The sequence below is a fragment of the Sulfurimonas sp. genome (assembly GCF_016744025.1).
GTDB lineage: Bacteria > Campylobacterota > Campylobacteria > Campylobacterales > Sulfurimonadaceae > Sulfurimonas.
This window is the reverse complement of sequence record NZ_JADGFC010000002.1, coordinates 63861-90467: the sequence shown is the minus strand read 5'-3', so window position 1 is coordinate 90467 and position 26607 is coordinate 63861. Positions and strand designations below refer to the sequence as shown.

At 33.5% G+C, this 26607-nt stretch carries 25 protein-coding genes and 2 tRNA genes; 23 read left to right on the top strand and 4 right to left on the bottom strand.

Annotated elements, in window-relative coordinates:
- Positions 1 to 6: 6 nt before the first annotated feature.
- Positions 7 to 93, bottom strand: a tRNA-Leu gene (locus QZZ48_RS01075).
- Positions 94 to 124: 31 nt separating this feature from the next.
- A tRNA-Gly gene (locus QZZ48_RS01070) sits at positions 125 to 199 on the bottom strand.
- 140 nt (positions 200 to 339) lie between these two features.
- Between QZZ48_RS01070 and ilvD the strand changes: the two genes are divergently transcribed.
- Genes ilvD through infC form a run of 3 tightly spaced genes read left to right on the top strand, consistent with a single transcriptional unit; the run spans position 340 to position 4365 of the window.
- A complete protein-coding gene (gene ilvD / locus QZZ48_RS01065; protein ID WP_294960851.1) occupies positions 340 to 2028 on the top strand; it encodes a dihydroxy-acid dehydratase in 1689 nt (562 codons plus the stop codon).
- 16 nt (positions 2029 to 2044) lie between these two features.
- A complete protein-coding gene (gene thrS / locus QZZ48_RS01060) occupies positions 2045 to 3853 on the top strand; it encodes a threonine--tRNA ligase (protein ID WP_294960848.1) in 1809 nt (602 codons plus the stop codon).
- Between the two features lie 20 nt (positions 3854 to 3873).
- Entirely contained in the window at positions 3874 to 4365 is a 492-nt protein-coding gene (gene infC, locus QZZ48_RS01055) for a translation initiation factor IF-3 (protein WP_294960863.1), read from the top strand.
- 237 nt (positions 4366 to 4602) lie between these two features.
- Here infC and QZZ48_RS01050 read toward each other — a convergent pair whose 3' ends face one another.
- Positions 4603 to 5916: an MFS transporter gene (locus tag QZZ48_RS01050; RefSeq protein ID WP_294960845.1), complete on the bottom strand. Its 1314-nt coding sequence runs from the start codon at positions 5914 to 5916 to the stop codon at positions 4603 to 4605.
- A gap of 343 nt (positions 5917 to 6259) precedes the next feature.
- On the opposite strand from QZZ48_RS01050, the gene rdgB reads away from it, so the two are divergent.
- The gene (gene rdgB, locus QZZ48_RS01045) at positions 6260 to 6847 is read left to right on the top strand and encodes an RdgB/HAM1 family non-canonical purine NTP pyrophosphatase (protein WP_294960842.1); all 588 of its coding nucleotides are present in this window, start codon (positions 6260 to 6262) and stop codon (positions 6845 to 6847) included.
- Between the two features lie 305 nt (positions 6848 to 7152).
- On the opposite strand, the gene QZZ48_RS01040 is transcribed toward rdgB, so the two are convergent.
- The gene (locus QZZ48_RS01040) at positions 7153 to 7923 is read right to left on the bottom strand and encodes an undecaprenyl-diphosphate phosphatase (protein ID WP_294960839.1); all 771 of its coding nucleotides are present in this window, start codon (positions 7921 to 7923) and stop codon (positions 7153 to 7155) included.
- A 304-nt stretch (positions 7924 to 8227) separates the two neighbouring features.
- Between QZZ48_RS01040 and QZZ48_RS01035 the strand changes: the two genes are divergently transcribed.
- From QZZ48_RS01035 to QZZ48_RS00945, 19 genes are all read left to right on the top strand, one after another.
- Entirely contained in the window at positions 8228 to 9355 is a 1128-nt protein-coding gene (locus QZZ48_RS01035; RefSeq protein WP_294960837.1) for an alanine--glyoxylate aminotransferase family protein, read from the top strand.
- 51 nt (positions 9356 to 9406) lie between these two features.
- Positions 9407 to 10255: an ATP phosphoribosyltransferase regulatory subunit gene (locus tag QZZ48_RS01030; RefSeq protein ID WP_294960834.1), complete on the top strand. Its 849-nt coding sequence runs from the start codon at positions 9407 to 9409 to the stop codon at positions 10253 to 10255.
- A 19-nt stretch (positions 10256 to 10274) separates the two neighbouring features.
- Positions 10275 to 11525: an adenylosuccinate synthase gene (locus tag QZZ48_RS01025; RefSeq protein ID WP_294960860.1), complete on the top strand. Its 1251-nt coding sequence runs from the start codon at positions 10275 to 10277 to the stop codon at positions 11523 to 11525.
- A gap of 94 nt (positions 11526 to 11619) precedes the next feature.
- A complete protein-coding gene (locus QZZ48_RS01020) occupies positions 11620 to 12042 on the top strand; it encodes a flagellar export protein FliJ (RefSeq protein ID WP_294960832.1) in 423 nt (140 codons plus the stop codon).
- Entirely contained in the window at positions 12039 to 12548 is a 510-nt protein-coding gene (locus QZZ48_RS01015; protein WP_294960829.1) for a PDP protein, read from the top strand. Before QZZ48_RS01020 ends, QZZ48_RS01015 begins: the two co-directional genes overlap by 4 nt.
- 74 nt (positions 12549 to 12622) lie before the next feature.
- Entirely contained in the window at positions 12623 to 13174 is a 552-nt protein-coding gene (locus tag QZZ48_RS01010) for a DUF507 family protein (protein ID WP_294960827.1), read from the top strand.
- Positions 13175 to 13180: 6 nt separating this feature from the next.
- Positions 13181 to 14320 (top strand): glutamine-hydrolyzing carbamoyl-phosphate synthase small subunit, encoded by a 1140-nt coding sequence (gene carA / locus QZZ48_RS01005; RefSeq protein ID WP_294960859.1) that lies wholly within the window; start codon positions 13181 to 13183, stop codon positions 14318 to 14320.
- Between the two features lie 251 nt (positions 14321 to 14571).
- Positions 14572 to 16065 carry a cytochrome-c oxidase, cbb3-type subunit I gene (ccoN, locus tag QZZ48_RS01000; protein WP_294960824.1) on the top strand — a complete coding sequence of 498 codons (1494 nt, stop codon included), beginning with the start codon at positions 14572 to 14574 and terminating at the stop codon, positions 16063 to 16065.
- A 15-nt stretch (positions 16066 to 16080) separates the two neighbouring features.
- On the top strand, positions 16081 to 16773 hold the full coding sequence (gene ccoO, locus QZZ48_RS00995; RefSeq protein ID WP_294960821.1) for a cytochrome-c oxidase, cbb3-type subunit II: 693 nt from the start codon (positions 16081 to 16083) through the stop codon (positions 16771 to 16773).
- A gap of 12 nt (positions 16774 to 16785) precedes the next feature.
- Positions 16786 to 16989: a cytochrome c oxidase, cbb3-type, CcoQ subunit gene (locus QZZ48_RS00990; RefSeq protein WP_294960818.1), complete on the top strand. Its 204-nt coding sequence runs from the start codon at positions 16786 to 16788 to the stop codon at positions 16987 to 16989.
- Positions 16990 to 16998: 9 nt separating this feature from the next.
- The gene (locus QZZ48_RS00985; RefSeq protein ID WP_294960815.1) at positions 16999 to 17922 is read left to right on the top strand and encodes a c-type cytochrome; all 924 of its coding nucleotides are present in this window, start codon (positions 16999 to 17001) and stop codon (positions 17920 to 17922) included.
- Positions 17923 to 17932: 10 nt separating this feature from the next.
- Positions 17933 to 18142: a DUF4006 family protein gene (locus QZZ48_RS00980; RefSeq protein WP_294960813.1), complete on the top strand. Its 210-nt coding sequence runs from the start codon at positions 17933 to 17935 to the stop codon at positions 18140 to 18142.
- Positions 18143 to 18255: 113 nt separating this feature from the next.
- Positions 18256 to 18945: a 3-dehydroquinate dehydratase gene (locus QZZ48_RS00975; protein WP_294960809.1), complete on the top strand. Its 690-nt coding sequence runs from the start codon at positions 18256 to 18258 to the stop codon at positions 18943 to 18945.
- On the top strand, positions 18932 to 19438 hold the full coding sequence (locus QZZ48_RS00970; protein WP_294960806.1) for a FixH family protein: 507 nt from the start codon (positions 18932 to 18934) through the stop codon (positions 19436 to 19438). Before QZZ48_RS00975 ends, QZZ48_RS00970 begins: the two co-directional genes overlap by 14 nt.
- A gap of 14 nt (positions 19439 to 19452) precedes the next feature.
- The gene (locus QZZ48_RS00965; RefSeq protein ID WP_294960803.1) at positions 19453 to 21804 is read left to right on the top strand and encodes a PD-(D/E)XK nuclease family protein; all 2352 of its coding nucleotides are present in this window, start codon (positions 19453 to 19455) and stop codon (positions 21802 to 21804) included.
- A gap of 107 nt (positions 21805 to 21911) precedes the next feature.
- On the top strand, positions 21912 to 22235 hold the full coding sequence (locus QZZ48_RS00960; RefSeq protein ID WP_294960800.1) for a type II toxin-antitoxin system MqsR family toxin: 324 nt from the start codon (positions 21912 to 21914) through the stop codon (positions 22233 to 22235).
- Positions 22232 to 22633, top strand: a complete 402-nt coding sequence (locus tag QZZ48_RS00955; RefSeq protein ID WP_294960798.1) for a type II toxin-antitoxin system MqsA family antitoxin — start codon at positions 22232 to 22234, stop codon at positions 22631 to 22633. The genes QZZ48_RS00960 and QZZ48_RS00955 overlap by 4 nt, the downstream gene beginning before the upstream one ends.
- Positions 22633 to 23880: a hypothetical protein gene (locus tag QZZ48_RS00950; RefSeq protein ID WP_294960795.1), complete on the top strand. Its 1248-nt coding sequence runs from the start codon at positions 22633 to 22635 to the stop codon at positions 23878 to 23880. The genes QZZ48_RS00955 and QZZ48_RS00950 overlap by 1 nt, the downstream gene beginning before the upstream one ends.
- The gene (locus tag QZZ48_RS00945) at positions 23873 to 26590 is read left to right on the top strand and encodes a RecB-like helicase (protein WP_294960792.1); all 2718 of its coding nucleotides are present in this window, start codon (positions 23873 to 23875) and stop codon (positions 26588 to 26590) included. The genes QZZ48_RS00950 and QZZ48_RS00945 overlap by 8 nt, the downstream gene beginning before the upstream one ends.
- Positions 26591 to 26607 lie beyond the last annotated feature (17 nt).

Here is a 26607-nt window from a genome sequence, read left to right as displayed (position 1 = left end):
TTTCAATGGTGCCCGGAGCCGGACTTGAACCGGCACAGTATTGCTACCGGGGGATTTTAAGTCCCCTGCGTCTACCAATTTCGCCATCCGGGCATATGAATGAATTCACAGTTTATAATTAAAATGGAGCGGGAAACGAGGTTCGAACTCGCGACCCCGACCTTGGCAAGGTCGTGCTCTACCACTGAGCTATTCCCGCAATTTTTTTGTCACTTCTTTTTAAGTGAGCGGAATTATAGCCATTAAAATATCATTTGTAAAGAGTTTTTAGAAGAAATTTAAAAAAAAATGATATAATCGCATTAATTATTAAATTACATATATAGTAAAAGGATTTTTATGAGAAGTGACATTATAAAAAAAGGGTTCGATAAAGCCCCTCACAGATCACTATTAAGAGCAACTGGATTAAAAGATGAAGATTTTGACAAACCATTTATTGGAATAGCAAATAGTTATATTGATATTATCCCAGGACATTTTTTCTTACACGAATACGGTGAAATAGTAAAAGAGGCTATTCGTGAAGCTGGTGGTGTTCCATTTGTATTTAACACGATTGGTGTTGATGATGGTATCGCTATGGGTCACGAAGGTATGCTTTACTCTCTTCCTTCTCGTGAAATAATTGCCGACTCTATAGAAACTGTTATGAATGCTCACCAATTAGATGCAATGATTTGTATTCCTAACTGTGACAAAATTGTTCCAGGTATGGTTATGGGAGCCCTAAGAGTTAATGTTCCTACTATCTTTGTTTCAGGTGGTCCTATGGCTGCTGGACATAAAGCAGATGGTACAGCGATTGATCTTGCTACGGCTTTTGAAGCAGTTGGTGAACATGCAGAAGGTAAGATGACTGACGAAGAACTTTATGAAATAGAGTGTAATGCTTGTCCAAGTGGTGGAAGCTGTTCTGGAATGTTTACTGCAAACTCTATGAATACTCTTTGTGAAGCTATGGGTATCGCACTTCCAGGAAATGGAACTATTTTAGCGATGACTCCTGAACGTATTGAGCTTGTAAAAAAAGCGGCTCGTCGTATTGTTGAACTTGCTAAAATGGAAAACAACGAAAAATTTAGAATGAAAAATATTTTAAATGAGAAAGCTATTCATAATGCATTTGTTGTAGATATGGCTATGGGTGGAAGCTCAAATACCGTTTTACACCTTTTAGCAATTGCTAGAGAATCAGACATCGAATACAAAATAGAAAATATCAATAAAATAGCAGATAAAGTTGCACACATCTCTAAAATTTCTCCGTCTAGACCAGATGTTCACATGGACGATGTTAACAAAGCTGGTGGTGTTAACGCAGTAATGTGTGAAGTTTCAAAACGTGGTAATAACTTAAACCTTGATGCTCTTATGATTTCAGGTGAGACTTTAGCCCAGCGTATTGAAGGCTGTGATATAAATGATGAAGATATTATTCATACAAATGAAAATGCTTACTCTCAAGTTGGTGGATTGTCAATTTTATTTGGTAACCTTGCAACAGAGGGTGCGGTTGTAAAAACTGCAGGAATCACTGGAAATATGAAACAGTTTAAAGGTACGGCAGTTTGTTTCAATTCTCAACCTGAAGCACTTACTGGAATTATGAGTCACAAAGTTAAATCTGGTGATGTTGTAGTTATCCGTTACGAGGGTCCAAAAGGTGGTCCTGGTATGCAAGAGATGCTTGCTCCTACTTCACTTATTATGGGTATGGGTCTTGGTGAATCTGTTGCTCTTATAACCGATGGGCGTTTTTCTGGTGCTACCCGTGGTGCATCAATAGGACATATTTCTCCTGAAGCCGCTGAGGGTGGTGTTATCGCATTAATCGAAGATGGTGATGAGATAGAGTTAGATACAGATGCTCATCTTTTACAGTTAAATGTAAGTGAAGAGATTCTTGCCGAGCGTCGTGCTAAATGGGTACCTCATGTAAACCATGTGAAATCAAAATGGCTTAAACGTTACTCATTACTAGTTTCAAATGCATCTAATGGTGCAGTATTAAAAACTGAATTATAAAAAAGGAAAATTATAAGTGAACGCAATTGCAATAAAACATAATGACGAGATTATTGATTTACAAACTGCTAAAGAACTTGGGTTTGAAAGTGAGCAAATTCACCTAGATAACTCAGCTGAGTCTTTAGATATTCTACGTCATTCAACAGCGCACTTAATGGCACAAGCTGTAAAGTCACTATACCCAGATGCAAAGTTCTATGTTGGGCCAACTGTTAAAGAAGGTTTTTACTATGACTTTAAAACAGACTCAGAAATAGGCGAAGGTGATTTAAAAAAGATTGAGAAACAGATGCTTTCTTTTGCTAAGAAAAAATATGAAATAGAGAAATATGAAATTTCTATGGATGAAGCAAAAGAAAAATTTAAAGACGATCATTTAAAACTAGCTGTAATGGAGAGAATTCCAAGTGATACTGTTAGCATCTATAAGCAAGGTGAGTTTGAAGATTTATGTCGTGGACCTCATTTACCAAACATTGGTCTAATAAGATATTTTAAACTACTTAAACTTGCTGGTGCATATCTTGGTGGAGATTCTAAAAATGAGATGCTTACTCGTATATACGGTATAGCATTTGCAGATAAAGAATCTTTAAAAAGTCATATGACTATGCTTGCAGAAGCTGAGAAACGTGATCACAGAAAAATTGGTAACGAAATGAACCTTTTCACTTTCCGTGAAGAAGTTGGCGCAGGTTTTCCTATCTGGCTTCCAGCCGGTGGTAGACTTCGTGCAAGATTAGAGGGCTTACTTTACAAAGCTCACCGTAAACGTGGTTATGAGCCTGTACGTGGTCCTGAGATGCTAAAAAGTGATCTTTGGAAAACATCTGGTCACTATGAAAACTATGGCGAAAACATGTACTTTACTCAGATTGATGATGTAGAGTTTGGTGTAAAACCAATGAACTGTGTTGGGCATATTAAAGTATATGAAGATGCATTACGTTCTTATCGTGATCTTCCAATTAAATATTTTGAGTATGGTGTAGTTCATCGTCATGAATTTACTGGTGCTCTTCATGGACTCTTTAGAGTTCGTGAATTTACACAAGATGATGCACATATTTTCTGTACTACAGAGCAAATCGAAGAGCAAATCATTGAAGTTGTTGATTTTGTAGATAAAATCATGTCAACATTTGAGTTTGATTATAAGATGATGGTTTCTACTAAACCTGAAAAAGCTGTTGGAAGTGATGAAGTTTGGGAAGTTTCTACACAAGCACTTAAAAATGCTATGGATAAAAATAAACTAGCTTATGAAATTGATGAGGGTGGGGGAGCTTTTTACGGACCTAAAATTGATATTAAGATTACAGATGCCATCGGTCGTGAATGGCAATGTGGAACAATTCAGTTAGATTTTAATCTTCCAGAGCGTTTTGAACTTGAATATAATGGCGAAAATAACGATAAAATACAGCCAGTTATGATTCATAGAGCAATTTTAGGTTCTTTTGAGCGTTTTATTGGTATATTAACGGAACATTATGCTGGTGAGTTTCCAATGTTTATCGCTCCAACGCAAGTTGCTATCGTTCCAATCGCTGATACACATCACGGTTATGCGAAAGAATTAGCCGATAAACTTATCGATATCAATGCCGATAGCGAAATATACGACAAAAATGATTCTTTAAATAAAAGAATTAGAACAGCAGAAAAAACGAGAGTTCCTATGCTTGTTATCATAGGTGATGAAGAGGTTGAAGGTAAAACTGTCGCAATTCGTGATAGAAGAACTAGAGAGCAATATAATTTAAGCGAAGATGAATTCTTTAAGCTTATACAAACTAAAATAAATGAGGTGAATTTTTGAGAAAAAAAGACCGTGTCATAATGAATGACGATATCCGTGTATCAGAGTTAAGATGTAATATCGATGGAGGGGAGTCATTAGGAATTATTTCTACTGATGAAGCTATGAGTAAAGCTAATGAGCTAGGTATGGACTTAGTTCTTATCGCTCCAACAGCAAAACCACCAGTTGCTAAGATCATGGACTACGGCAAATATAGATACCAAGAAGAGAAAAAACAAAAAGAGCAAAGAAAAAATCAGGTAAAAATCGTTGTAAAAGAGATTAAACTATCTGTTAAAATTGCTGAAAATGATGTAGCTTACAAAGTTAAGCATGCAAGAGAGTTCTTAGAAAAAGGCTTTCATGTTAAATTTCGCGTATTCTTAAGAGGTCGTGAAATGGCTCACCCTGAAGCTGGTAGAGAAGTTCTACTAAGAGTTTGGCCAATGGTTGAAGATTTAGGTGTTATGGAAAAACCACCTAAGTTTGAAGGGCGCTACTTCAATATGTATGTGACTCCTCAAAAGTAGTATTATACTTTTCTGTAGTCTATTCCCTCTTCACATGTAAAGATGAGATTTTGTATAATCTCATCTTCGTCAGTCTTTCCTTCACCAAATTCATCTAAAAAACTAATTTGAATCTTTTTCTCTTTTTGAGTATTGATTTCTTCATAACTTAATAGATGTTCAATATATAAGAATAAAGTGTGAATAAAGTGTAAGAGTATTTTAGTTGCAGAAGTAGTTGAAGGAGAAGCTAAAATCTTATTTAGAGATTTTAGCTTTTAAGTCTTCTTTGTCTATGGCATCTGCTACATATTTAACAACTACTAGTTTTTCTGTTTCGTTTACGTACCATTCAGCAATATGTTCATTTTCAAGTTTATTTAGTTTATCTGTATCTATTAGGTCTTGAGCAATAAATAGATGCGAGTGTTTAGTTGGATTTTGTAGTTTAAGAGTCCATAGTAACCATACAGTCGCTAGAACAGCCACAGAGATACCAATCGTTGCTCTATCACTAATATCGAGCATTAGACCTGCTAGTGTTCCCCCGATAAACGTAGCAAAATATGCAACAGAATTAGAGATACCAAGAGCAGCACCTTTTTGGTGAACTTTAGCAAACTTAGTAATCATAGACTGAACAAGTGGCTCCATCATGTTAAATGCGATGAAGAACATTGAAACACCAACTACGAAAAGAGTACTTGAATCAGTTAAACCCATAATCAAAAATGAGCCAATAAAAAGAACAATAGAAACTAAAAATATTTGCTTAGGTTTGTTGTGCTTCTCACCAAAAACTGCGGCAGGTCCCATAGCAATAAGTCCAAGAACCATTGCAGGTAAATATGCCATATAAAGATCGCCTTTTTCCCAAGAAAAAGCATCACTTGTCAGGATAATAGGTATAAGAACAAAAGCAATAGTCATAAGAGCTTTTTGCATTGCATTAATAACAATCATATTTAAAAGATTTGAGTCTTTTAAAATATCAGCAGTTTTAGCTTTTTTATGGTAAATATGTTTGATTCTTGGTGGAGTAGGTACTTTTGTAAAGAGGAGAATTATAGCAAATACAGATAATCCTGCCGTAATAAAGAAAAGTGTGTCAACTCCATAAGAAGCTCCAATTACAGGTCCAAGTCCCATCGCAACAGCGAAACTAAGAGCGATAGTTCCGCCCATAATTGCCATTGCTTTACCTCTGACTTCTTCTTCAACAAGGTCTGAAATCATTGCAGTAATAACAGAACCAATAGCACCAGCCCCTTGAAGAAAACGTCCAAGCATAAGAGTATATATATCTGTAGCAAAAGCAGCGATAAGTGAACCTGTTAAGAAAATAAGAAGACCGACTAAAAGAGTTGGTTTTCTTCCAATTTTATCACTCATTATTCCAAAAGGAACTTGAAATATAGCTTGAGTTAGAGCATAACCACCAACGATGATACCAACTAAAAGAAGGTTGTCTGTCATAGATGCAGCATAGATAGAGATAACAGGTAAAACTAAAAATAGACCTAAAAATCTTAGAGAGATAATTGCTGAGAGAGGAAAAATTTTTTTAAACATGTATTGCCTTTAAGTAGTAAGATATACTAATATAATAAAGTCAACAACATTTAAAAGGTTTAGATTCAAGGCGAACTTTAGTTGGCGATACTAGTATCGTTAACTAAAATTCAACGCAGAAGATGAGTCTTTTAAATGTTGCCCGTAGGGTGAGAAGATAAGCTATAGTCTGCTTCGTTAAAATCTCTTGAAGCACAATACGTACAACTGCTAGATTTTGCCTTGCAGCTTATAGCTTATTTTCTCATTGACATTATAATTTAGTATGTCTTACTACTTTTATTTGAGTATAATTTCGTGATTATATATAAAACATTATTACATACACTATAAGGAATGAAATTTGAAATTAGTTTTAGCTACATCTAATAAAGGTAAAGTGAGAGAGATCAAGGCTCTTTGCGAAGAGTATGAAGTGATTCCATATAGTGAACTTATAGAAGAATTTGAAATAATTGAAGACGGAGGTACTTTTAAAGAGAATGCCCTGATAAAAGCAAGAGCCGTGTTTAAAGCTTTGGATGATAAAGATGTAATAGTTTTAGCAGATGATAGCGGTATAAGTGTTGATATACTTGAGGGAAAACCAGGTATTTATAGTGCTAGACATGCAGGTCCAGATGCTAATGACAAAGACAATCTTTATAAACTTATAGAAGATATAAAAGCTAAAGGGGTAGAATCTTCACCTGCACACTATACAGCGGCAATTGCAATCATTACGAAAAAAGGTGAGCAATGTGTTCATGGTTGGATGCATGGAACGGCACTTGATAAGGCTGTTGGTGATTTTGGTTTTGGTTATGACCCGATGTTTATTCCACTTGGATATGACAAAACACTTGGTGAGTTGGATGATGAAACAAAGAAAAAACTTTCTCATCGTGCTAAAGCATTGAGTTTAGCAAAGAAGATTTTAAAAAGTTTATAATATCCATCCTTGGATATTTCTCAGATCAAAAATCGATGAAGCTTCCATGCTCATCTAGTGATTTAAACCCGTCTTTAACGTTTTATTATAAAACTTTTCGACTTAGAACATAAAAAGATTGTTCTAGTCTATCCATAAAACTATGTATTTGGTCGCTGTATCTGCTAATCGTTTGCATAATACCTCCTTTAACAATGTCAAAGGAGATATAGCAAAGATTATTCCTAGATGTAATGGAAACTATTGTGATGAGCATATTTTCAATTTTGAAAATAAAGCCAGAACAATAAAATAAGTTTACTCTGTTAGTTAAAGAGTATTAAAAGTACCACACCGAAGATGATTCTATAAATTCCAAAACTAACAAATGTGAATTTTTCTAAAAATACTAGAAATAGTTTTATAGTTAAAAATGCTACAAAAAATGAGATTACAAAACCAACTGCTAAAGTTAGCAAGTTAGCTTCATTAAACTCATTATAATGTTTTAACAAATCATAAGCTGTTACAGCACTCATAACAGGAAAAGCAAGTAAAAAACTAAACTCTGCACTAGCTTTTCTACTGAGTCCTACAAGAAGTGCTCCTATAATAGTTGAACCAGCTCTACTCGTTCCTGGAATAAGTGCAAATATTTGTGCAAATCCTATGATTAAAGATTGTTTGAGAGTTACTTGTTCAACATCATCAATCAAGTCTTTCTCATTTGGAATAAAAAACTTTTCAACTACTATAAATATTACACCGCCAATAATAAACATAATAGCTACAACTTCAATAGAAAAAAGTGCTTTTATCTGTGATGAAAATACAAACCCAACAGCCCCTATTGGTAAAAAAGCAAGAAAGACCTTAGTCCATAAATCTATTTTTTTAAAAGTGAATTTATCTTTATAGTTAAAAATAACAGCAAGAATTGCGGCAAACTGTATGATTACTTCATAAGCTTTTGTTACATTTGTTTGGTCAATGCCCATGAAGTGGCTTGCTACTATTAGATGCCCCGTAGATGAAATAGGAAGAAACTCTGTAAAGCCTTCTATAATACCTAGAATTATTGAATCAAATATTGTCACAATATACCTTTATATAATAAGAAATGATATTTTCAAGAAGTGATTTTAAAGTAAATATTTATTTAACTGTGATAAATCCTGAAAATGAAATTTTAGCACATAAAGAGAAGATATGAATATTTTAAAAGCAGAAGGTAGCCTTGAAGCAATGAGCAGAAGTTGTAGAGTCAGTTTGTGCGAACAAAGGATAGAATCAAACTCTAACTGTTATCTCTGTACGTATGCCTAAATAATCAAAAATTTAAGTTATTTCGATATAATACAAGGTTTTAAATTATAAATATTACCTCCTAGGAATTTTTACATGTTACTTTTCACACCTGGACCAACTCCAGTCCCTCAAAATGTTCGTAATGCAATGAGTGATGAGACTATGCATCATCGTACTCCAGAGTTTGAAGCAATTTTTGAAAAAACAAGAAAATATCTTTTTAACCTTTTTAATACTGATGAAGTTATTATGCTTGCATCTAGTGGAACGGGTGCTATGGAAGCAGCAGTTATAAACCTTTGTCACAACACACTATTAAGTGTAAACTCTGGAAAGTTTGGAGAGAGATTTGGCAAAATCGCATTAGCTAACGGTTTAGCAAATGTAGAAATAAAAAATGAATGGGACACTCCTGTAAGCGTAAAATCTATTGTTGAAGCTGTAAAAGCAAACAGTAATATAGATGCTATCGCAGTTCAAATTAGTGAATCTGCAGGTGGATTACGTCATCCTGTAGAAGAGTTAGCAAAAGCTGTAAAAGAGATAAATCCTAATATTATGATTATTGCTGATGGTATTACTGCTGTTGGTGTTGAAAGAATAGATGTTACAAATATTGACTGTTTAATCGCAGGTAGTCAAAAAGCACTTATGCTTCCTCCGGGTCTTTCTATCTTAGGACTTAGTAATGCTGCAATTACTAAAATTGGAGCTGGAAAAGGTTACTACCTAAACCTCGCATCTGAAATCAAGCAACAGAAGAAAAATACAACTGCTTATACAGCAGCCACTACTCTGATTATAGGTCTTTTAGAAGTCTTAAAGACTATTGAAAAACAGGGTGGTATTGGTGTCTTATACTGTGAGACTGCTAGACGTGCAAAAGCTACAATAGCAGCACTTGAGGCAATAGGTTTACATGTCTATCCATCTGTTCCTGCAAAGAGTATGACAACTATTGATGATGATGAAGCTTCAAAGATACGTTCGGCTTTAAAAGAAGAATATGGTATAAATGTAGCTGGTGGTCAAGACCATTTAAAAGGTAAAATTTTTCGTATAAATCAAATGGGTCTTATTAATACATACGAGTCTATTTGGGTTGTAAATGCGATTGAACTTGTACTTCATCGTATGGGAAGATTAGAATATACCGGAATTGCTTCAAAAGTATATAATGAAGTTTATTTCAAAACAGCATTAGAAAAAAAAGAGATATAAATGATACTTGAACAAACGCTTTCAAAAAAGTCTATAAAGGTCGGTATGTAAATGATACTTGAACACGAGATTCCAAATGGTTCTAAGCTTTACTTTGGTAAAAGCGCCAAGGCTAAGAGAGAGATAGAAAATGTTGCTAGCACTATACTAGATGCTGACGGTTTTGAGGAGATAGTTACTCCTGTGTTTTCTTACCATCAGCATTTAAGTATCGCAGATGAAAAAAAGCTTATTAAAATAAATGATGAAAAGAACAATTCTATCTCTCTACGTGCAGATTCTACTATTGATGTAGTTCGTATAATTGAGAAAAGACTTGGTAGAAACACACAGCAAACAAAATGGTTTTACATTCAACCTGTTTTTACTTACCCTACAACAGAGCAAAACCAAATAGGTGTTGAGCTTATGGGTGAGAAAAAACTTTCATCTGTTATGAATATTGCAGTAGATATTTTAAATAAGCTAGAAGTAAAACCATTGATTCAAATATCAAACATTAGAATCCCTAAACTATTAGTGGAAATATTTGAAGAATTAACACTAGATGACTTTAGACATCTAAACATAGATAAGTTTTTAAATCTTAAAGTTGAATGGTTTGAAAAGCTTATTTATCTTCAACATGTTGAGCAGATAGATGAACTTTTAGAAATGGTTCCAGCTTCGATTAAAGAAGAGTTACTTAAAATGAAAGAACTTTGTTTAGAAACTAAATTTCAAAAGACAGTTTTAGCCCCTATGTACTATACAAAAATGCTTTATTATGATGAGCTATTTTTTAGAGTAATAGAAAAGAATGAAGTGTATGCAAGAGGTGGAAGATATAAAAACAAAGACCTAACTTCGGTTGGATTTGCGATTTATACAGATACACTTTGTGAAACATTAACTAAATAATATTGAGAGAAAAGAGGAAATAATGAAAGCAGATTTAATTGTAGGTATTCAGTGGGGCGACGAAGGAAAAGGCAAAATAGTTGATAGACTAGCATGCGAATATGATATGGTTTGTAGAAGCCAAGGTGGACATAATGCAGGTCATACTATCTGGGTTGACGGTGTTAAATTTGCACTTCACTTAGTGCCTTCTGGTGTGTTAAACCCTAAAGCAATAAATGTAGTTGGTAATGGTGTTGTTTTATCTCCAGAATCAATTATAAAAGAAATGGTGCAGTTTGAAGGTTTAGAAGGTCGTCTTTTTGTCTCAGATAAAGCACACCTAAACTTACCTTATCACGCTCAAGTTGATCAAGCAAAAGAGAGACTAAAAGGTGATAAAGCTATTGGTACAACTGGTAAGGGAATTGGACCTGCATATGCAGATAAAATTAATCGTACTGGTTTTCGTGTTGGTGAACTTTTAAACCCTGTAAAACTTACTGCTTCAATCATCGAGTATTTTGAACAAAATAGACAAATATTTGATATTTATGAAATAGCAACTCCTACAGCATCTGAACTTCTTGCTGAATTAGAAGGTTATAAAGCTAAATTAGCTCCATTTATAACAGATACAACGCAACTAGTTTGGAAAGCATTAGATGAGAATAAAAGAATCTTATTAGAAGGTGCCCAAGGAACTCTATTAGATATTGACCATGGAACTTATCCATATGTTACTTCATCTGCGACAGTTTCAGCTGGTGCTTGTACAGGTCTTGGAATTAATCCTAAAGATATCGGTAAAGTTATAGGAATAGTTAAAGCTTATTGTACTCGTGTTGGTAATGGACCTTTCCCATCTGAAGACTTTGGTGAAGATAGTAAAAGACTAGGAGTTCAAGGTCGTGAGTTTGGAACAACAACAGGTCGTGCTCGTCGTTGTGGTTGGTTTGATGCAGTAGCTACACGTCATGCTGCTCGCTTAAATGGTTGTGATGAACTTGCTCTAATGAAACTTGATGTTTTAGATGGCTTTGATGAAGTAAAACTTTGTGTGGCTTATGAGTATGAAGGTAAAGAAATAGACTACATGCCAGCAGACTTAGATGCAGTAAAACCAATCTATAAAACTTTTAAAGGTTGGGATAATTCAGTAGGAGCTAGAACTTTTGAAGCTCTTCCTAAAGATGCCCAAGACTTTGTAAAAGAGATAGAAAAAATTTCTAATACAAAAGTAAGTATTATTTCTACTTCTCCTGAGAGAGACGATACAATAATATTATAATTGTACGGTTCTGGAAGTAATTCCATAACCTACGCTAGCCGCCGGGCTACTGAAGTACAAAAATCCTTTCGGGATTTTCATTGAAGGATTATGAATGAAGACTCGTTTTAGCCCATTAGTGAAATTAAAAAAGACTACTATGGAAAAGAGTGAACGAGTTGTTCAAAAGGCAAATGCAGACCTAAATAACGCTTCTACGGCGCTAGAAAAATCATACCAATCAATCAATGAAATCTCATCTCCACAAAATGGTAGTATGAAAGATTTTATAGCCAACAGATCTCTTCTCTCATCTGGTCGTGGTATGATAGAACACAACAAAGAATGGTTTGGATTTGCTCAAAATCAACTTAATCAAGCAAAAGAAAAACTAAAACTAGATATGATGGAACACGAAAAATTTAAATATTTAGAACTTCAAGAAGTACAAAAAGAAATTAAAAAGATGAAGTTAAAAGAAGCAAAAGACTTAGATGAAGTTGCTTTAATGACATATTCTCACAAGGAAAAGAAATGAGATTATTAGTATTGTTTATTTTTACTTTCTCGTCTTTGGTCGCATTACAGACAAGCGATAGACTATTTGATTGTACGGAAATATTTAAAGAAAGAAAGAGTGAACTTTTAGTTGAGCTAGAAAGAATAGACGAACAAAAACAAGCCCTCAGTTCTCTTAAAATAGCAACAGAAGAACTACTAAAAAAGAAAGAGACTAGACTAAGTCAAAAAGAAGAAATAGTAGATAGAAAATTAACTGAGATAACTACAAAAGAAGATTCAATCAAAAAAATGCTAAAAAGAAATGAAGAAATTTTAAAACAAGCAAAAAATATAAAGATGGATAAAATTGCTCAAACATTTGCTAAAATGAAGGCAGCTTCGGCAGCAAATATACTATCAGATATGGAAGCTAAAGAGGCATCTTCGATATTACAATCACTAAAACCAAAAACAGTTGGAAAAATACTTACAAAAATGGATGCAAAAAAAGCATCTGAGCTTACGTTACTTTTAGCTAAATAAGAAAAAGCATAATCAAACTCTAATCATAATTATTGTAAAATTCATAAATTATTTTAAACAAGTAGGGCCTATCTATGAAAATATCACTAAAAGCTATACCCCATATATCTAACAAAGTCGCAATTGATTTAAACAAGAGTGGTGTTGTTACTATGACAAAAGGCCTTGAAGCTGTTGCTCATGAGGCTGAGAAAATACTTACACAAAATGTAAATCAAGAGATGGCACTTGAAGAAAAAGCTGGTGAAATTTGTGATGATAACGAAGAAGAGATAGAATTTCAACTAATAGATGAAAGACAACTTTTCTTTATGATTAAGAAAAAACTTGCTCCCGAGTTTGGAATCATACTAAACTATGAAGAGAGATATTCGGATCTTGCTCATAAAATTTTAGACGAACTTTATGAAGAAGATTTAATTCATTTTGAAGTTACAGAAAATCGTATTAAAAATATTATATATGGTGCGATCACATCTTTTATAGCAGATGCATCTCAAATGGATGATGCTGTAATGGAAAAAATAAGATCATATAAAAAGAGATATATTCCTGGAACAGATGAGTTTGATATTTTATATGAAAAAATATATAGAGAAGAGTTAATTAAAAGAGGTATGGAGTAAATGCAAATGAGTGAAGTGTCAAAAAAAGTATATGTCTATCTTGAAAATGGAACTTTTTTACAAGCAAATAGCTTTGGTGCTGATGATACAGTTGTTGGTGAAATAGTTTTTAATACATCTATGAGTGGATATCAAGAGATTATGTCTGATCCATCTTATGCGGGTCAGTTTGTTACATTTACGATGCCAGAAATTGGTAATGTTGGTGTTAATGATCAAGATATGGAGAGTTCAAAAGCTCATGCTAAGGGTATGATTGTTAGAAAGTATCAGTCTAGATATTCAAACTTTAGAGCAGAGACTTCTTTAGATGCTTTTTTAATTAAGCACAATATTATGGGTATCTGCGATATAGATACAAGATTTTTAACTAAGATGATTAGAACTGAGGGTGCTATGATGATGGTAGCATCTACTACTATTAGTGATAAAGATGAACTCAAAAAGATATTAGAAAATGCTCCTCGCATAGAAGACGTTAACTATATCGAAGAAGTAAGTACAAAAAAAGCTTATAAGCATGAAACTTCAACTTACTCAGAAACTAAATTTGAGTATGAAAAAGCACCAACTCCAGAAGCAAATATTGCAGTAATTGATTTTGGTGTTAAACGTAATATTTTAAATGAAATAGTTAGTGCAGGCATTGGTGTAGAAGTTATTCCAAATGATTTTTGCGCAGATGAGCTTATAGAAAAATATAATTCAAAATCTATTGATGGTGTATTTTTATCAAATGGTCCTGGTGATCCACTTGTTCTAAAAAAAGAACAAGAACAAATCAAAAAACTAATAGCTGTTAAAGTGCCTATGTTTGGAATTTGTTTAGGTCACCAATTACTTTCTATATCTCATGGATATGACACATTTAAGCTTAAGTTCGGTCACCATGGTGGAAATCATCCTGTTAAGAATATTAAAACAGGATTTGTAGAGATTACAGCACAAAATCATAACTATAATGTACCTGACAATATCGTAGAAATAGCTAGTGTTACTCATACTAATCTTTTCGATGATACTATTGAAGGTTTAAAGTATAATGATTCACCAATATTTTCTGTACAACATCATCCAGAAGCAAGTCCTGGACCTAAAGAGAGTAGATATATATTCTCAGAATTTTTATCTCTTATAAAAAGATAATATTAAAATGCCTCTTGGCATTTTGATAAATAGATTACATTACAACCTAATTAGAACAAACATCTTTCTTTAAAACAAATAAAATTACTAAATTAAACAAAAAACTAATAAATAGTTAAATTTGTCATGAATTAGTCACTTTTTAAGATTCTTTAAACTTTTCAATGGATATAGTAACAGAGTTAATTGGTCTAATTATATAACACTATTTAATTAGACTTAATTGCTTTGAATCTTTAAGGAGGCTATATATGGAGAATCGTCCATTAGAGTACGACTATACAGTTACAAAGATGTTCATGCTTACTACAATTATTTTAGGAATTGTTGGTATGCTCATCGGTGTAGTTTTAGCATTTCAAATGGCATATCCAGAACTAAACTTAGTTCTAGGAGAAGGTCTAGCTGAATACACAAACTTTAGTCGTCTTCGTCCACTGCACACAGATGCAGTAATATTTGGTTTTACACTAAGTGGTATTTTTTCTACTTGGTATTATGTTGGTCAACGTGTACTAAAAGTGTCAATGGCAGAGTCAGGCTTTTTGATGTTTATTGGTAAGTTGCATTTTTGGTTATATTTAGTAGGTGTTGCAGCAGTTGTTGTTTCACTATTTTTAGGTATTACTACTTCAAAAGAATATGCTGAATTTGAATGGCCAATTGATATCGCTATCGTTGTTGTTTGGGTTTTATTTGGTATTAGTATATTTGGTCTTATCGGTATTCGCCGTGAGAAATCATTATACATTTCAATCTGGTACTATATTGCTACTTTCTTAGGTATAGCTATGCTTTACCTTTTCAACAACATGGAGATTCCTACAATTTTAGGAGAAAGTGCTGCTGGTGAGAGTGGAATTGGTGCATGGTATCATTCAGTTTCTATGTATGCTGGTACAAATGATGCAATGGTTCAATGGTGGTATGGTCACAATGCAGTTGCATTTGGTTTTACTGTTCCTATTGTTGCTATGATTTATTATTTTCTACCAAAAGAGTCAGGTCAAGCAATCTATTCATATAAGTTATCATTACTTTCTTTCTGGGGATTAATGTTCGTATATTTATGGGCTGGTGGTCACCACTTATTATATTCAACTGTTCCAGACTGGGTACAGACTATGGGTTCAATATTCTCCGTAATTCTGATTCTTCCTTCATGGGGTTCAGCGATTAATATGCTTCTTACAATGAAGGGCGAGTGGCAACAAGTTGCAGCTTCTCCATTGATTAAGTTTATGATTCTTGCTTCAACATTTTATATGTTCTCAACATTAGAAGGTCCTATTCAAGCAATTAAATCTGTTAATGCAATAGCACACTTTACTGACTGGATTGTTGGTCACGTACATGATGGTACACTTGGTTGGGTTGGCTTTATGATTATGGCTGCACTTTTCCATATGGCTCCTCGTGTTTTCAAACGTGAGATATATTCTAAGTCTTTAATGGCTACACAATTTTGGATCCAAACATTAGGTATCGTTTTATACTTTACATCTATGTGGATCGCTGGTATTACTCAAGGTATGATGTGGCGTGCTCACGATGAATTTGGTAACTTAGCTTACTCTTTCATTGATACAGTTACAATTTTACACCCTTACTACACTATTCGTGGTGTTGGTGGTTTATTATACTTAGTAGGTTTTTTAATGTTCTCATATAACATTTATAAAACTATGTCTGCTCGCCCTGTTGAAGAGTCTGAGCTACAATCAGCATCGCCTATGGGCGCTTAATAGAAAGGATTTAATATGTTTCATTGGTTAGAAAAACATCCGTTCTTTTTTGCGGTAGGTGTGTTCTTAACAGTTGCTTTTGCTGGTTTAGTTACGATACTTCCAAACTTTGCTCAATCTTCTCGTCCTGTAATCGGTACAGCTCCATACTCTACTTTAGAGTTAGCGGGTCGTCACGTTTATATTAAAAATAGTTGTAATGCTTGTCATTCACAACTAGTTCGTCCGTTTAAATCGGAAACTGATCGTTATGGTCACTACTCATTAAGTGGTGAGTATGCATATGATCGTCCATTCCTATGGGGTTCTAAAAGAACTGGTCCAGACTTAATGCGTGTAGGTAACTACCGTACTACTGACTGGCACGAAAATCATATGAAAGATCCATCAGGTGTTGTTCCAGGTTCAATTATGCCTGCTTACCGTTGGATGTTTACTAATGCTGCTGACATTGATACTGCATTTGCAGAGCAATTAACAGTTGCACAATTCTTTTCAGTTCCTTATAACAAGCCAGTTCCGATGAGAGATGGATCAACTATGGTTGTTAAAATGGGTTCAAGTCTTGCAGATGCAAATGTTCTAGCTTTAGCTGAAGCAAAAGTAATTGTAGAAGACATGAAAGATCAAGATGTTAAAGATGCAGTAGCTAATGGGAAAATTCCTGAAATAGTTGCTTTAATTGCATATTTAAACAGTCTTAAATAGTAAAGGGTTGTAGTGGATATTGCTGAATTACAAGCTTATGGTTATTTTGCACTTACAGTCATTTTAGTTGTATTTCTTTATACGTATATATATCACTTATACACAAAAAGGAAAGATGCGGATGGTCATGACTATGAAGATTATGGCAATATAGCACTTAAAGATGATATAGGAGATGCCCCGGTATCACCTATGTCTGATGATAAAGAGAAATAGGAGAGATATATGAATAAGATTTATCTTTGGGGAATTGTCATTACAGTAGCAATGCTTGGATTTACTTACATGTCTGTAGGTATGTCTGAGGGTGGTCTAAATGGTGACATTGTAAACATGCTTACAGTAGCAGCTGCAATTTCACTTGTTGTAATTACAGTATTTGTTGTTATTAAGTATGTTCGTCAAATGCAAACAGATACTGCAGATGGTCAACTTGCTGATGAGCAGTGGGATGGTGTTGGTGAGTATTTAAATGAGGTTCCAAAAGGCTGGGCAATTATGTTCTTGCTTACTATGGTTTGGGGAATGTGGTATTTTATAGCTGGTTATCCAGTAAATTCATATTCACAAATCGGTGAGTACAATGAAGATGTTGCAGTACATAATGCTAAGTTTGAAGCACAGTATGCCTCAATTACTGGTGACAGACTAGTTGAAATGGGTGAGTCAGTATTTATTGCAGAATGTAAAATTTGTCACGGTCTTAAAGCTGATGGTATTGATGGAAAAGCTGCAAATCTTAACCAAAGAATCGAAGCTAAAACTGTTAAGTTTGCTATAGAAAATGGTTCAAACAATCATTTACTAGGTTCTGAAATGCCAATGCCTGATCGTAATGGACTTTTCAATACTAACACTGGATCACTTATTACTGATGCTGAAATAGATGTAGTATCTGCTTATGTTGCAAATGGTATGACTGGAACTGGTGCTGACGTATTTGTTGGAACTTGTGCAGCTTGTCACGGTGAAGATGGTAAAGGTATGGAGTATGTAGCACCTAGTGTTGCAACATTTAGTCCAGCACTTGTTACTAATATTCTTAACCATGGTAAAAAAGGCGCAATCGGTAAAATGCCGGCATTTGATAGACTTAATGCTAAGCAAAAAGAAGCTGTTGGTGCATACATCACTAGCTTAAGCAACTAAGGAGTCAGGTATGAATGAAAACAGAAGCGTATTTGCTCTTGATGGTATAACTGGTATGTTAATTGCAACAGTATTATTACTTTTAATCCTAGCTGGTCTTACAGTTTGGGGTCTTAATGTTCAAAATACAAGTGCAACTAACTATTACGATGTAAAAGATGAAAAATCAATCAAGATGTTTAGCACTGATAATGCAAAACATATTGTTGATGTGAAGTAAGGAGTGTGAAAAAATGGAAAAAATAATTTCATGGGGTCTAGTTATCATGGCCATTTATACAGCTTACGTGGTTTTAACACCAAATCACCTTTTCGTCGGTTAAGGAAATTTCATTGAAATTTCTAAGTAGAGGGCTTTATGCCCTCATCCTCACAATTTTTTTTCAAACATCACTAAGTGCAGAATATTTATATAAAGATACAGTTATTTTTAACAAAGCATTTGATGCTGAAGTAAATAAACTTGGATCTGAACTATATGAAAAGACAGGAATATCTTTAAGACTTATAATGCTTAAAGAGTTACCATATGGAAGCAGTATAGTTCAGTATGAACAAGAGTTAATGAAGGAATTTTCTTCACCAACAGTACTTCTTACATTTTCAGAAATGGATTCAAAGGTAGATATCCTAGCTTATCCAAATTCTTTATATGAGTATTTTGACAAAGAACAAGTTTTAAGCCCTATATCATCGCCAGTCCAAGCATTTGTTGTTGCAATACTAAATCTAGATTTTAGTGAGATGACAAGTGGTGGAACAATACTACCTCTTCTTGCAGGTAAGGCAAAAAAAGGTGAACTATTAGGTAAGTACTCTGGATCTATGTTTAATGGTTATGCAGATATAGCAGAACAGATAGCTGAGTCTAAAGAAATAGTTTTAGAGAATGCTGTAGGCAGTGCTAACCAAACTAGTATATTTTTTGTAAAAGTGTTGTTCTACGGTTTTATTGTTTATGCTATATTTCTTTATACAAAAAGAAGATTATATGCAAGAAGGAAAAGACTTGAGCAAAAGTAATGGAAAAATTTGGCCATACGCAATAGGTACATCAATAGCATTAGTTTTTGGAGCTTGTGTTGCTACTATTATAATCACTAGCACTCTTCCTGTTGAGAATAGTGATACATATATGATGGGTTATCATGAAGCAGATGCAAAGGCTAACGATCTTATAAATGCTCGTATAGCATTTGATAAGAAATATAAAATATCTTATGTAACTGAGGGTCTTAGTTTAGACAGCAGTGTTATAAAATACAAGGTAAGTGATTTAGAATCACAAGCTGTAAGTAATGCTAAAATAGAAGTTGTGGTTACAAGACCAAATAACCATAAACATGATCAAACTTTGAAATCTTCAAATTATGAAAATGGTGTATATACATTTCCTTCTATTAAACTACCTGTTGAAGGTAGATGGGATATTATGGCTAAAGTAAGTGTTGGAGATGTTCAAAGATTTTACAACGTAAAAGCTGATACAAGAGAAAAAGTCACTTACGAATACTAGGCTATAATACGCCTATGAATGAAACTACGATAATTTTACCTTCAGCTCGTGCTATCAGGCATGAGCAACTCAAAATAGAACACTCAACGCTATTCTTACCTAACTACCTAACTATGAGTGAATTTATCTCAAAACTATGCATTGTTAAAGATTTTAAAATGACTGATGAAGATAGTAGAGTTCTGCTTCTTCTTGAAGCTTCTGACTTTAACTCATTTGACTCTTTACAGATTCAGAGAAACTTTTTTACCTTTACTAAAAACTCATCATATATATTTAAATTTTTTGAAGAGTTAAGTGCTGAGTTGTATGACATAGAGACTCTAGATACTTCAGATATTTACGCTGAGTATGAAGAGCATATTACAATACTTCAAGAGTTATATAGAAGATATGAGGCTCTCTGTAATGAGAGAAAAATCCTCGATAAAATATTTTTACCAAAGCTTTATACTTTTAATGAAGAGTACGCATCTTCGCATAAAACTATTGACTTGCACGCTGTAGGTCATCTAACAAACTTTGAGCTTGAACTTTTACAAAAGTGTAGTGAGTATAGCAATGTGAACATCATCTTTGATACATCTAAATTCAACACTAAGATGCAGAGCAAGTTCGCAGAGTTTTTAGGTTTTGAGCTTGAAGTAGGTTTCAAATACAAAATATCTCTAAACACTAAAGAAGTTCTAGAAAAAGAGAGTATAGAAAAAGACACAATAATCTCTTGTGAATCATTTAGTGAAACTATGCTTCAAGTGGCATTTGTAAAGAAAAAAGTTTATGAGTATGTTCAGAGTGGATATAAACCTGAGCGAATAGCTGTAATACTTCCAGATGAAAAATTTGCAACACTTTTAAAGACTTTTGATAACAAGCATAACTTTAACTTTGCGATGGGTGAGCCATACTCTAAAACAAAAGTATATGAAAAACTAAACTCTTCGTGTAAAGCGATAGAGCAACTATCACAAGAAAATAGTGCAAGACTAGAGAGAGTTGGTGATGAGATATACAAGACTTTATTTAGCATCTATTATAAAAAAGTTGAAGAAGTAAATATCATAGAATTTTTACAGGGCTTTTTAGAGAATTGTGAAGCTACAAAAGTAGAGAAGAAAATATTTAACGAACAAGTTTATGCTCTAAAGAACATACTTCCAAGTATGAAAGATATGAGTATAAAATCACTTATATCTCTTTTCCTTCAACGCCTTGTATCTACAACTATAGATGATGTACGAGGTGGTAAGGTTACGGTTATGGGTGTACTTGAAACTCGTGCCATAGACTTTGATGCAGTCGTTATAGTTGACTTTAGTGACTCTAATGTTCCAAGACGAAGTGACAAAGATATGTTTTTAAATACAAACATAAGAGAGATGGCAAATCTTCCAACAATGAGCGATAGAGAAAACCTGCAAAAACATTACTATGAGATGCTGATAAACTCATCTAAAGAAGCTGCAATCTCTTTTGTAGAATCACAACAAAGCAATGCATCTATATTTTTAAAGCATCTAGGTATCAAGGCTAAAAATGAGCATGAAGAACTAGACTATGCTGGGGTTCTTTTTGAGAAATCTTTACCTCTTATAAAAGAAGAAAAAAAGATAGTAATGGAGCATAGTTTTAAAGATGTAAAACTATCAGCCACAAAACTAAAAACATTTTTGACGTGTAAGAGAAAATACTATCATAAATATGTACAACTTATAAATCAGCACGATATTCCAAAAGATATGCCAGCAGAATGGGAAATAGGAACAGCTGTTCATGATGCACTAAAAGAGTTATACAGCAAACAAAATTCGTATAGTTCTTTAGATTATTTAAAAAGAGACCTAAACAATGAACTTGATGATGTTTGTGGTGGCAGTGAGTTGGACAAGTATCTTATAGATATGCAAAAAAGAAGACTAGATACTTTTTGTGAAAAAGAGATAAATCGTTTTGCAGATGGCTGGCAGGTCAAAGAGTGTGAGAAGTCTTTGGAATGTTCATTCGCAGGAATGACTTTAAGAGGTATTATAGACAGAGTTGATGTCAAAGATGGAGAAATGTTCGTACTTGATTATAAAACAGGCTCATACCCAATATACACTGCAAAAACATTTCAAGATGCAACGGACTTCCAGTTGGAGTTTTACTATCTCTTAGCACTTAGTCTTGGCAAAGTAAGTGCATGTGGATACTACGACCTTAAAGATTCTAAAATAGTTCCAGAAGCTTTTTTAGAAGAAAAACTTGAAATACTACAGTCAAATATAAAAGACTTGTTAATGATAGAAGACGTAAACTTTGAAAAATGTGAAGAAGTGAAAAACTGTCTCTTTTGTGAGTATAAGATTATGTGTGGGAGAGAGTAAGAATTTGTAAAGCATGACAATATGCAATTGATTTAATTATATTCTGTTTTAAGAGCTATGATAAGTAAAATTATATAGCTTGACAATATTAACCTATTTGGTTAATATTGTCAGTAGCAGAGGAAAGTTTCATTCAAAAGAAAGTTGCTCATTATAGTCTGCAATACGCAAAAGATTTAATAAGTGATGGTCAATATTTTGTTACAAGAACGGCAAGAGTTGATTATACAAACTTAGGTTTGGATGATGAACAAGTCCTAGAAATAATTATGAGTCTAGTAAATAGGGACTTATATAAATCTATGACTTCATATAGTGACAATAAGATTTGGCAAGATGTTTATCATAAGACGATAGACAATCTAGAACTTTACATAAAACTTCAAATAACGAACAAAGCAATCGTTATCTCATTTAAGGAGCGAACATGACTAAGTGTCCTATCTGTAACGGCAAGATTGAGTACAAATCAGAAATGACTACTTACACATATAAAAAACACTCTATAGAGATTGCGCAGTCTGGTGAGTATTGCATGGAATGTAAAGAGGCTTTTTTGTCCCAAAAAGATTTAAAATCAACAAAACTACAAATAGCCAACTTTAAAAGAGAAGTAGACCATTTCTTAACAACTGACGAGTTAAAAAGAATAAGAAAAAAACTTCAAATCACACAACAAGATGCATCTCAAATCTTTGGTGGAGGCATCAGAGCATTTCACAAATACGAAACAGCAGAAGTAACTCAAAGCAAACCGCTAGATATACTTTTTAGGTTGATAGATAGTAATAAAATATCGTTTGATGATATCAAGAGGGTGGCAATATAATGGCGAATCAAGGTGACATAAAACAGTATTTGATGGAAGGAGAAAATTCTTACTTTAAACAAGACAATCGTAATGGCGAGATACTGATGCTTAGTGGTGTTTGGGGAAGTGGTAAGACTCATTTTTGGAAAAATGAAGTTGAGAAAGAACTTGTTCAAGGTTTGAAAGAAAAAGATAAAAGTTATGTCTTTATTAGTCTTTATGGAAAAGACTCTATTGAAGAGTTACAAAATGAAATATATTCATTTTCATACAATCTTTCTACTGAAGATGATAATAAAGTAATAAGTTCAGCATGTTCAGTTTTTACAGAAGTAACTAGTTTTATGCCAAAGGTTTCTATTTTTGGAATAGAAGTTGAATTAGACAAAAGTGCTGAAAAAGTAGAAGCTGAGAATAATAAGCAGAAAATGAAAAAAGGTATTGAAAGTTTAATGAATGGCGGAGTAATTTGCTTTGATTATTTTGAGAGAAAGTCATCTAAAATAGATTTAAATGATTTATTTGGTTTTATTACAAATCTTACAGAAGTGTTTAAAACTAAAACTGTAATTATTACTAATCAAGAGTTTTTTAAAGAGAACGATAGCGAAGTATTTAGTAGAATAAAAGAGAAAAGTGTAAATAAATTTTTGCTTCTGAACCCTACAGTTGATGAGTTATTCGAGACTATATATAAAGAAAAATATAGTGCTTTAGATGAGTACAAAGATAAAATATTAGAAGCTATAAAAATTACTGAAGAGAAAAATGCAAGGATATTTATTCAAGTTCTAGATAATTGTTTAGAGTATCAAGAGCAAGCGAAGGAAGAACGAGAAATATTCATACTAGTTTTAATAACTATAGTATTCGTAAAGTATAATTTAATTTTGAGATTAAAAGAATATGAAACAGGTAGGTATAAATTTTTATTGCCTTCTGTGATAGATTATATGCCATCAGATACAGTAACTAAAATGATGGATATTCCAAGACTGCATGCATTAATAGTTAATAAAGAAGATTTTTTAGATACATTAAAAAAAGAGGTATCAAAAATATATGCAAAGAAAGATGGACAAAGTCAAACGCCAAGTGAAAAACTAAAGGATGATTTAAAATATATAGATGATAACTCGGGAAAGCTATTTCAAATATATAAATATTGTATAGGAACTAAGTATTTTGAAGATAGTGAGATTGAATTAATAAACAAAATAAGTAACTTCGTAGAGAGTGGCATCTTATTGGATTCAGATGTTTAAAAACAATCTAGCCTACGAAGCAAGTGCGGGAAGTGGTAAGACATTTATGCTTGTTGTGCGTTATCTCTCTCTTTTGTTTAAAGGTGCAACTCCTAACAAAATCTTGGCTCTTACCTTTACGAACAAAGCAGCCTTTGAGATGCAAGAGAGAATTGTTCTTACTTTAGAAGAGTTGGAGTCTCGTGGTGAGCTTGATGAGATAGTTAAAGTTACAGGCTTTTCTCGTGAGTTTTTACTGCATGAGCGAAAGAGAATCTTAGATGAGTTTTTAAACTCAAACTCTAAGATAATGACAATTGATAAATTTTTCGCTCAGATACTTCGTAAGTTCTCTCTTTATGCATCTTTAATGCCAGACTTTACAACTATGAGTTCTCAGCATGAGTTGAAACTACTTTCACGTTTTTTAAAAGAGGTAAGTGTAGCTGGTAAGAAAAATACTCTTATCACTCTTTCTCTTCAGTCCAAAAAGAGACTTGGAGATATATTTACTCTGCTTGATGAGTTTTACATAAAACACCAAGAACTATCGCATCTAAAGTTTGAAAAACAAGAGTTTTTACATTTTGAGCAAGAGGCTATGGAGAACTTAGGTTATCTTCGTGATATCATAGATAGATGCGACGCGGCATCTGCGACTGTTAAAAAAGCTGTAGATGCAGAGGACTTTGAAGAGTTGGCATCTAAGTCTTGGATAGGAAGAGAAAGTCTAGATTATAGAACTTTTTCAAAGTGTTTTACTCCAGATATGAACTCACTACTTACTAAAATCCAAGATGCAGTGAAAAACCAAAACAGAGCAAAAGAGCAAAACTTCTTCTATGCTCTAAATGAGTTGACTGGCATCTACCAAAAAGCAAAAAAAGCACTATATACAGAAGACAGTGAACTAAGCTTTAATGATGTTACAGTTTTGGTTTACCACATCTTAAAAGAGCGTATAGATAGTGAGTTTTTATACTTTAGACTAGACTCGGCAATAGAACATATTCTTCTTGATGAGTTTCAAGATACTAGCATACTGCAGTATGAGATACTAAAGCCACTTATAGATGAGATACTCTCAGGAAGTGGAGTTAGCGAAGATGGAAGTTTCTTCTTTGTTGGAGATGTTAAGCAGTCTATTTATAGATTTCGTGGTGGTGTAAGTGCCTTGTTTGGAGCTGTAAAAGAAGAGTGTCAAATGGAAGTAGAACCGCTTCTTACAAACTACCGCTCGCAAAGAGAAGTTATAGAGTTTGTAAACAAAACTTTCACAGGAAAGATAAACAACTATGCGCCTCAAGATGTAAGAGCAGAGGCAAATGCAGGGTATGTAGAAGTTATCAATAGTGATGAAGTTATAGAGACTAGTATCACTCAAGTAAAAAGACTTCTACAACTTGGTGCAGATATTAATGAAGTGGCAATTCTTTGTGCGACAAATGGTGATGGAGAAGTTATAAAGCAGATGCTCCAAGAAGAAAATATAGAAGTTGTAACAGAGACAACTACAAAACTTATAAACCAAAAGAGTGTTAAAGCTGTTTTGGAATACTTGAAGTATCTGTACTTTGGCGAAGATATCTATAAACATAACTTTTTCGCACTTATAAACCAAGAAGTAAGAGATATACCAAGAGTAAACTTGACTAAGACAAAACTTCTTAGAGTTATTAAAAATGTTATAAGTGAGTACAGACTATTTAGTGATGACTTTCATCTTATTCGCTTTTTGGATGTTGTAGGGAAGTATGAAGATATCGAAGCTCTTTTATTTGAGTATGAGAGATTAGATGCAAGTGGGGCTGCATCTGACCTTAACGGTGTTAGAGTTCTGACTATTCATAAGTCAAAAGGTCTAGAGTATGAGCATGTTATAGTTATGGACAGACTTAAAAAAGCTCCACCTGCAAGAGATGCCATCATCTATGAGTATAACGGTATAAAACTAGAAGATGTATATCTGCGCATAAAAGGTAGAGATGCTATAGATGCAGAGTATGAAGAGGCACTTGCAAAAGAGAAGTACTTGGCAAAAGAAGATTCTCTTAATGCTCTTTATGTTGCTTTCACAAGAGCGAGGGAAAACCTCTTTGTTATAGTAAAGTCAAAAGACTCAACATTTGATATGTTAGACCTTATTCACAATAGTAGTGGAGAACTTATTTGTAAAAATACAAATGCAGATAAGAAAGTTCTAACGCCATTTAAAAAACTAATCTACTCTGATATGTATTATGGAACTCAGAGTGATATTTTAAAACTTGAAGAGAGTAATGAAGAGGACTTAAAAGCCATAAATTTTGGTTTGGCAGCTCACTATATGTTAGAGATGCTAGGAAGCTTTACTCTTGGGGCAGTTAGTAATGCTAAAGATATGATGATAAATAAGTATGGTTACTCCTTAGAAGATGCAGAGATACAAGAGATAGAATCTAGAGTAATCAAACTTTTAGAAAATGAAGAGTTTATTTCTCTATCATCTGGAGATTACTATAAAGAAAAAGCTTTAAGATATAAAGACAACCTTCGTTATATTGACCTTCTTGTAAAACAGAGTGATGGAAGCTGGGCAGTTATAGACTATAAGAGTTCCATGAGTTATTCTGATAAGCATGTAAAACAAGTAAACTACTACGTTAAAGCTATCAAAGAGATAACTGGTGATGAGGTAAAAGGTTATATTGCTTATCTTCTTGAAGACTCTGTAAAGGTTACTAAAGTTTAGGTACCATATACAAAAGA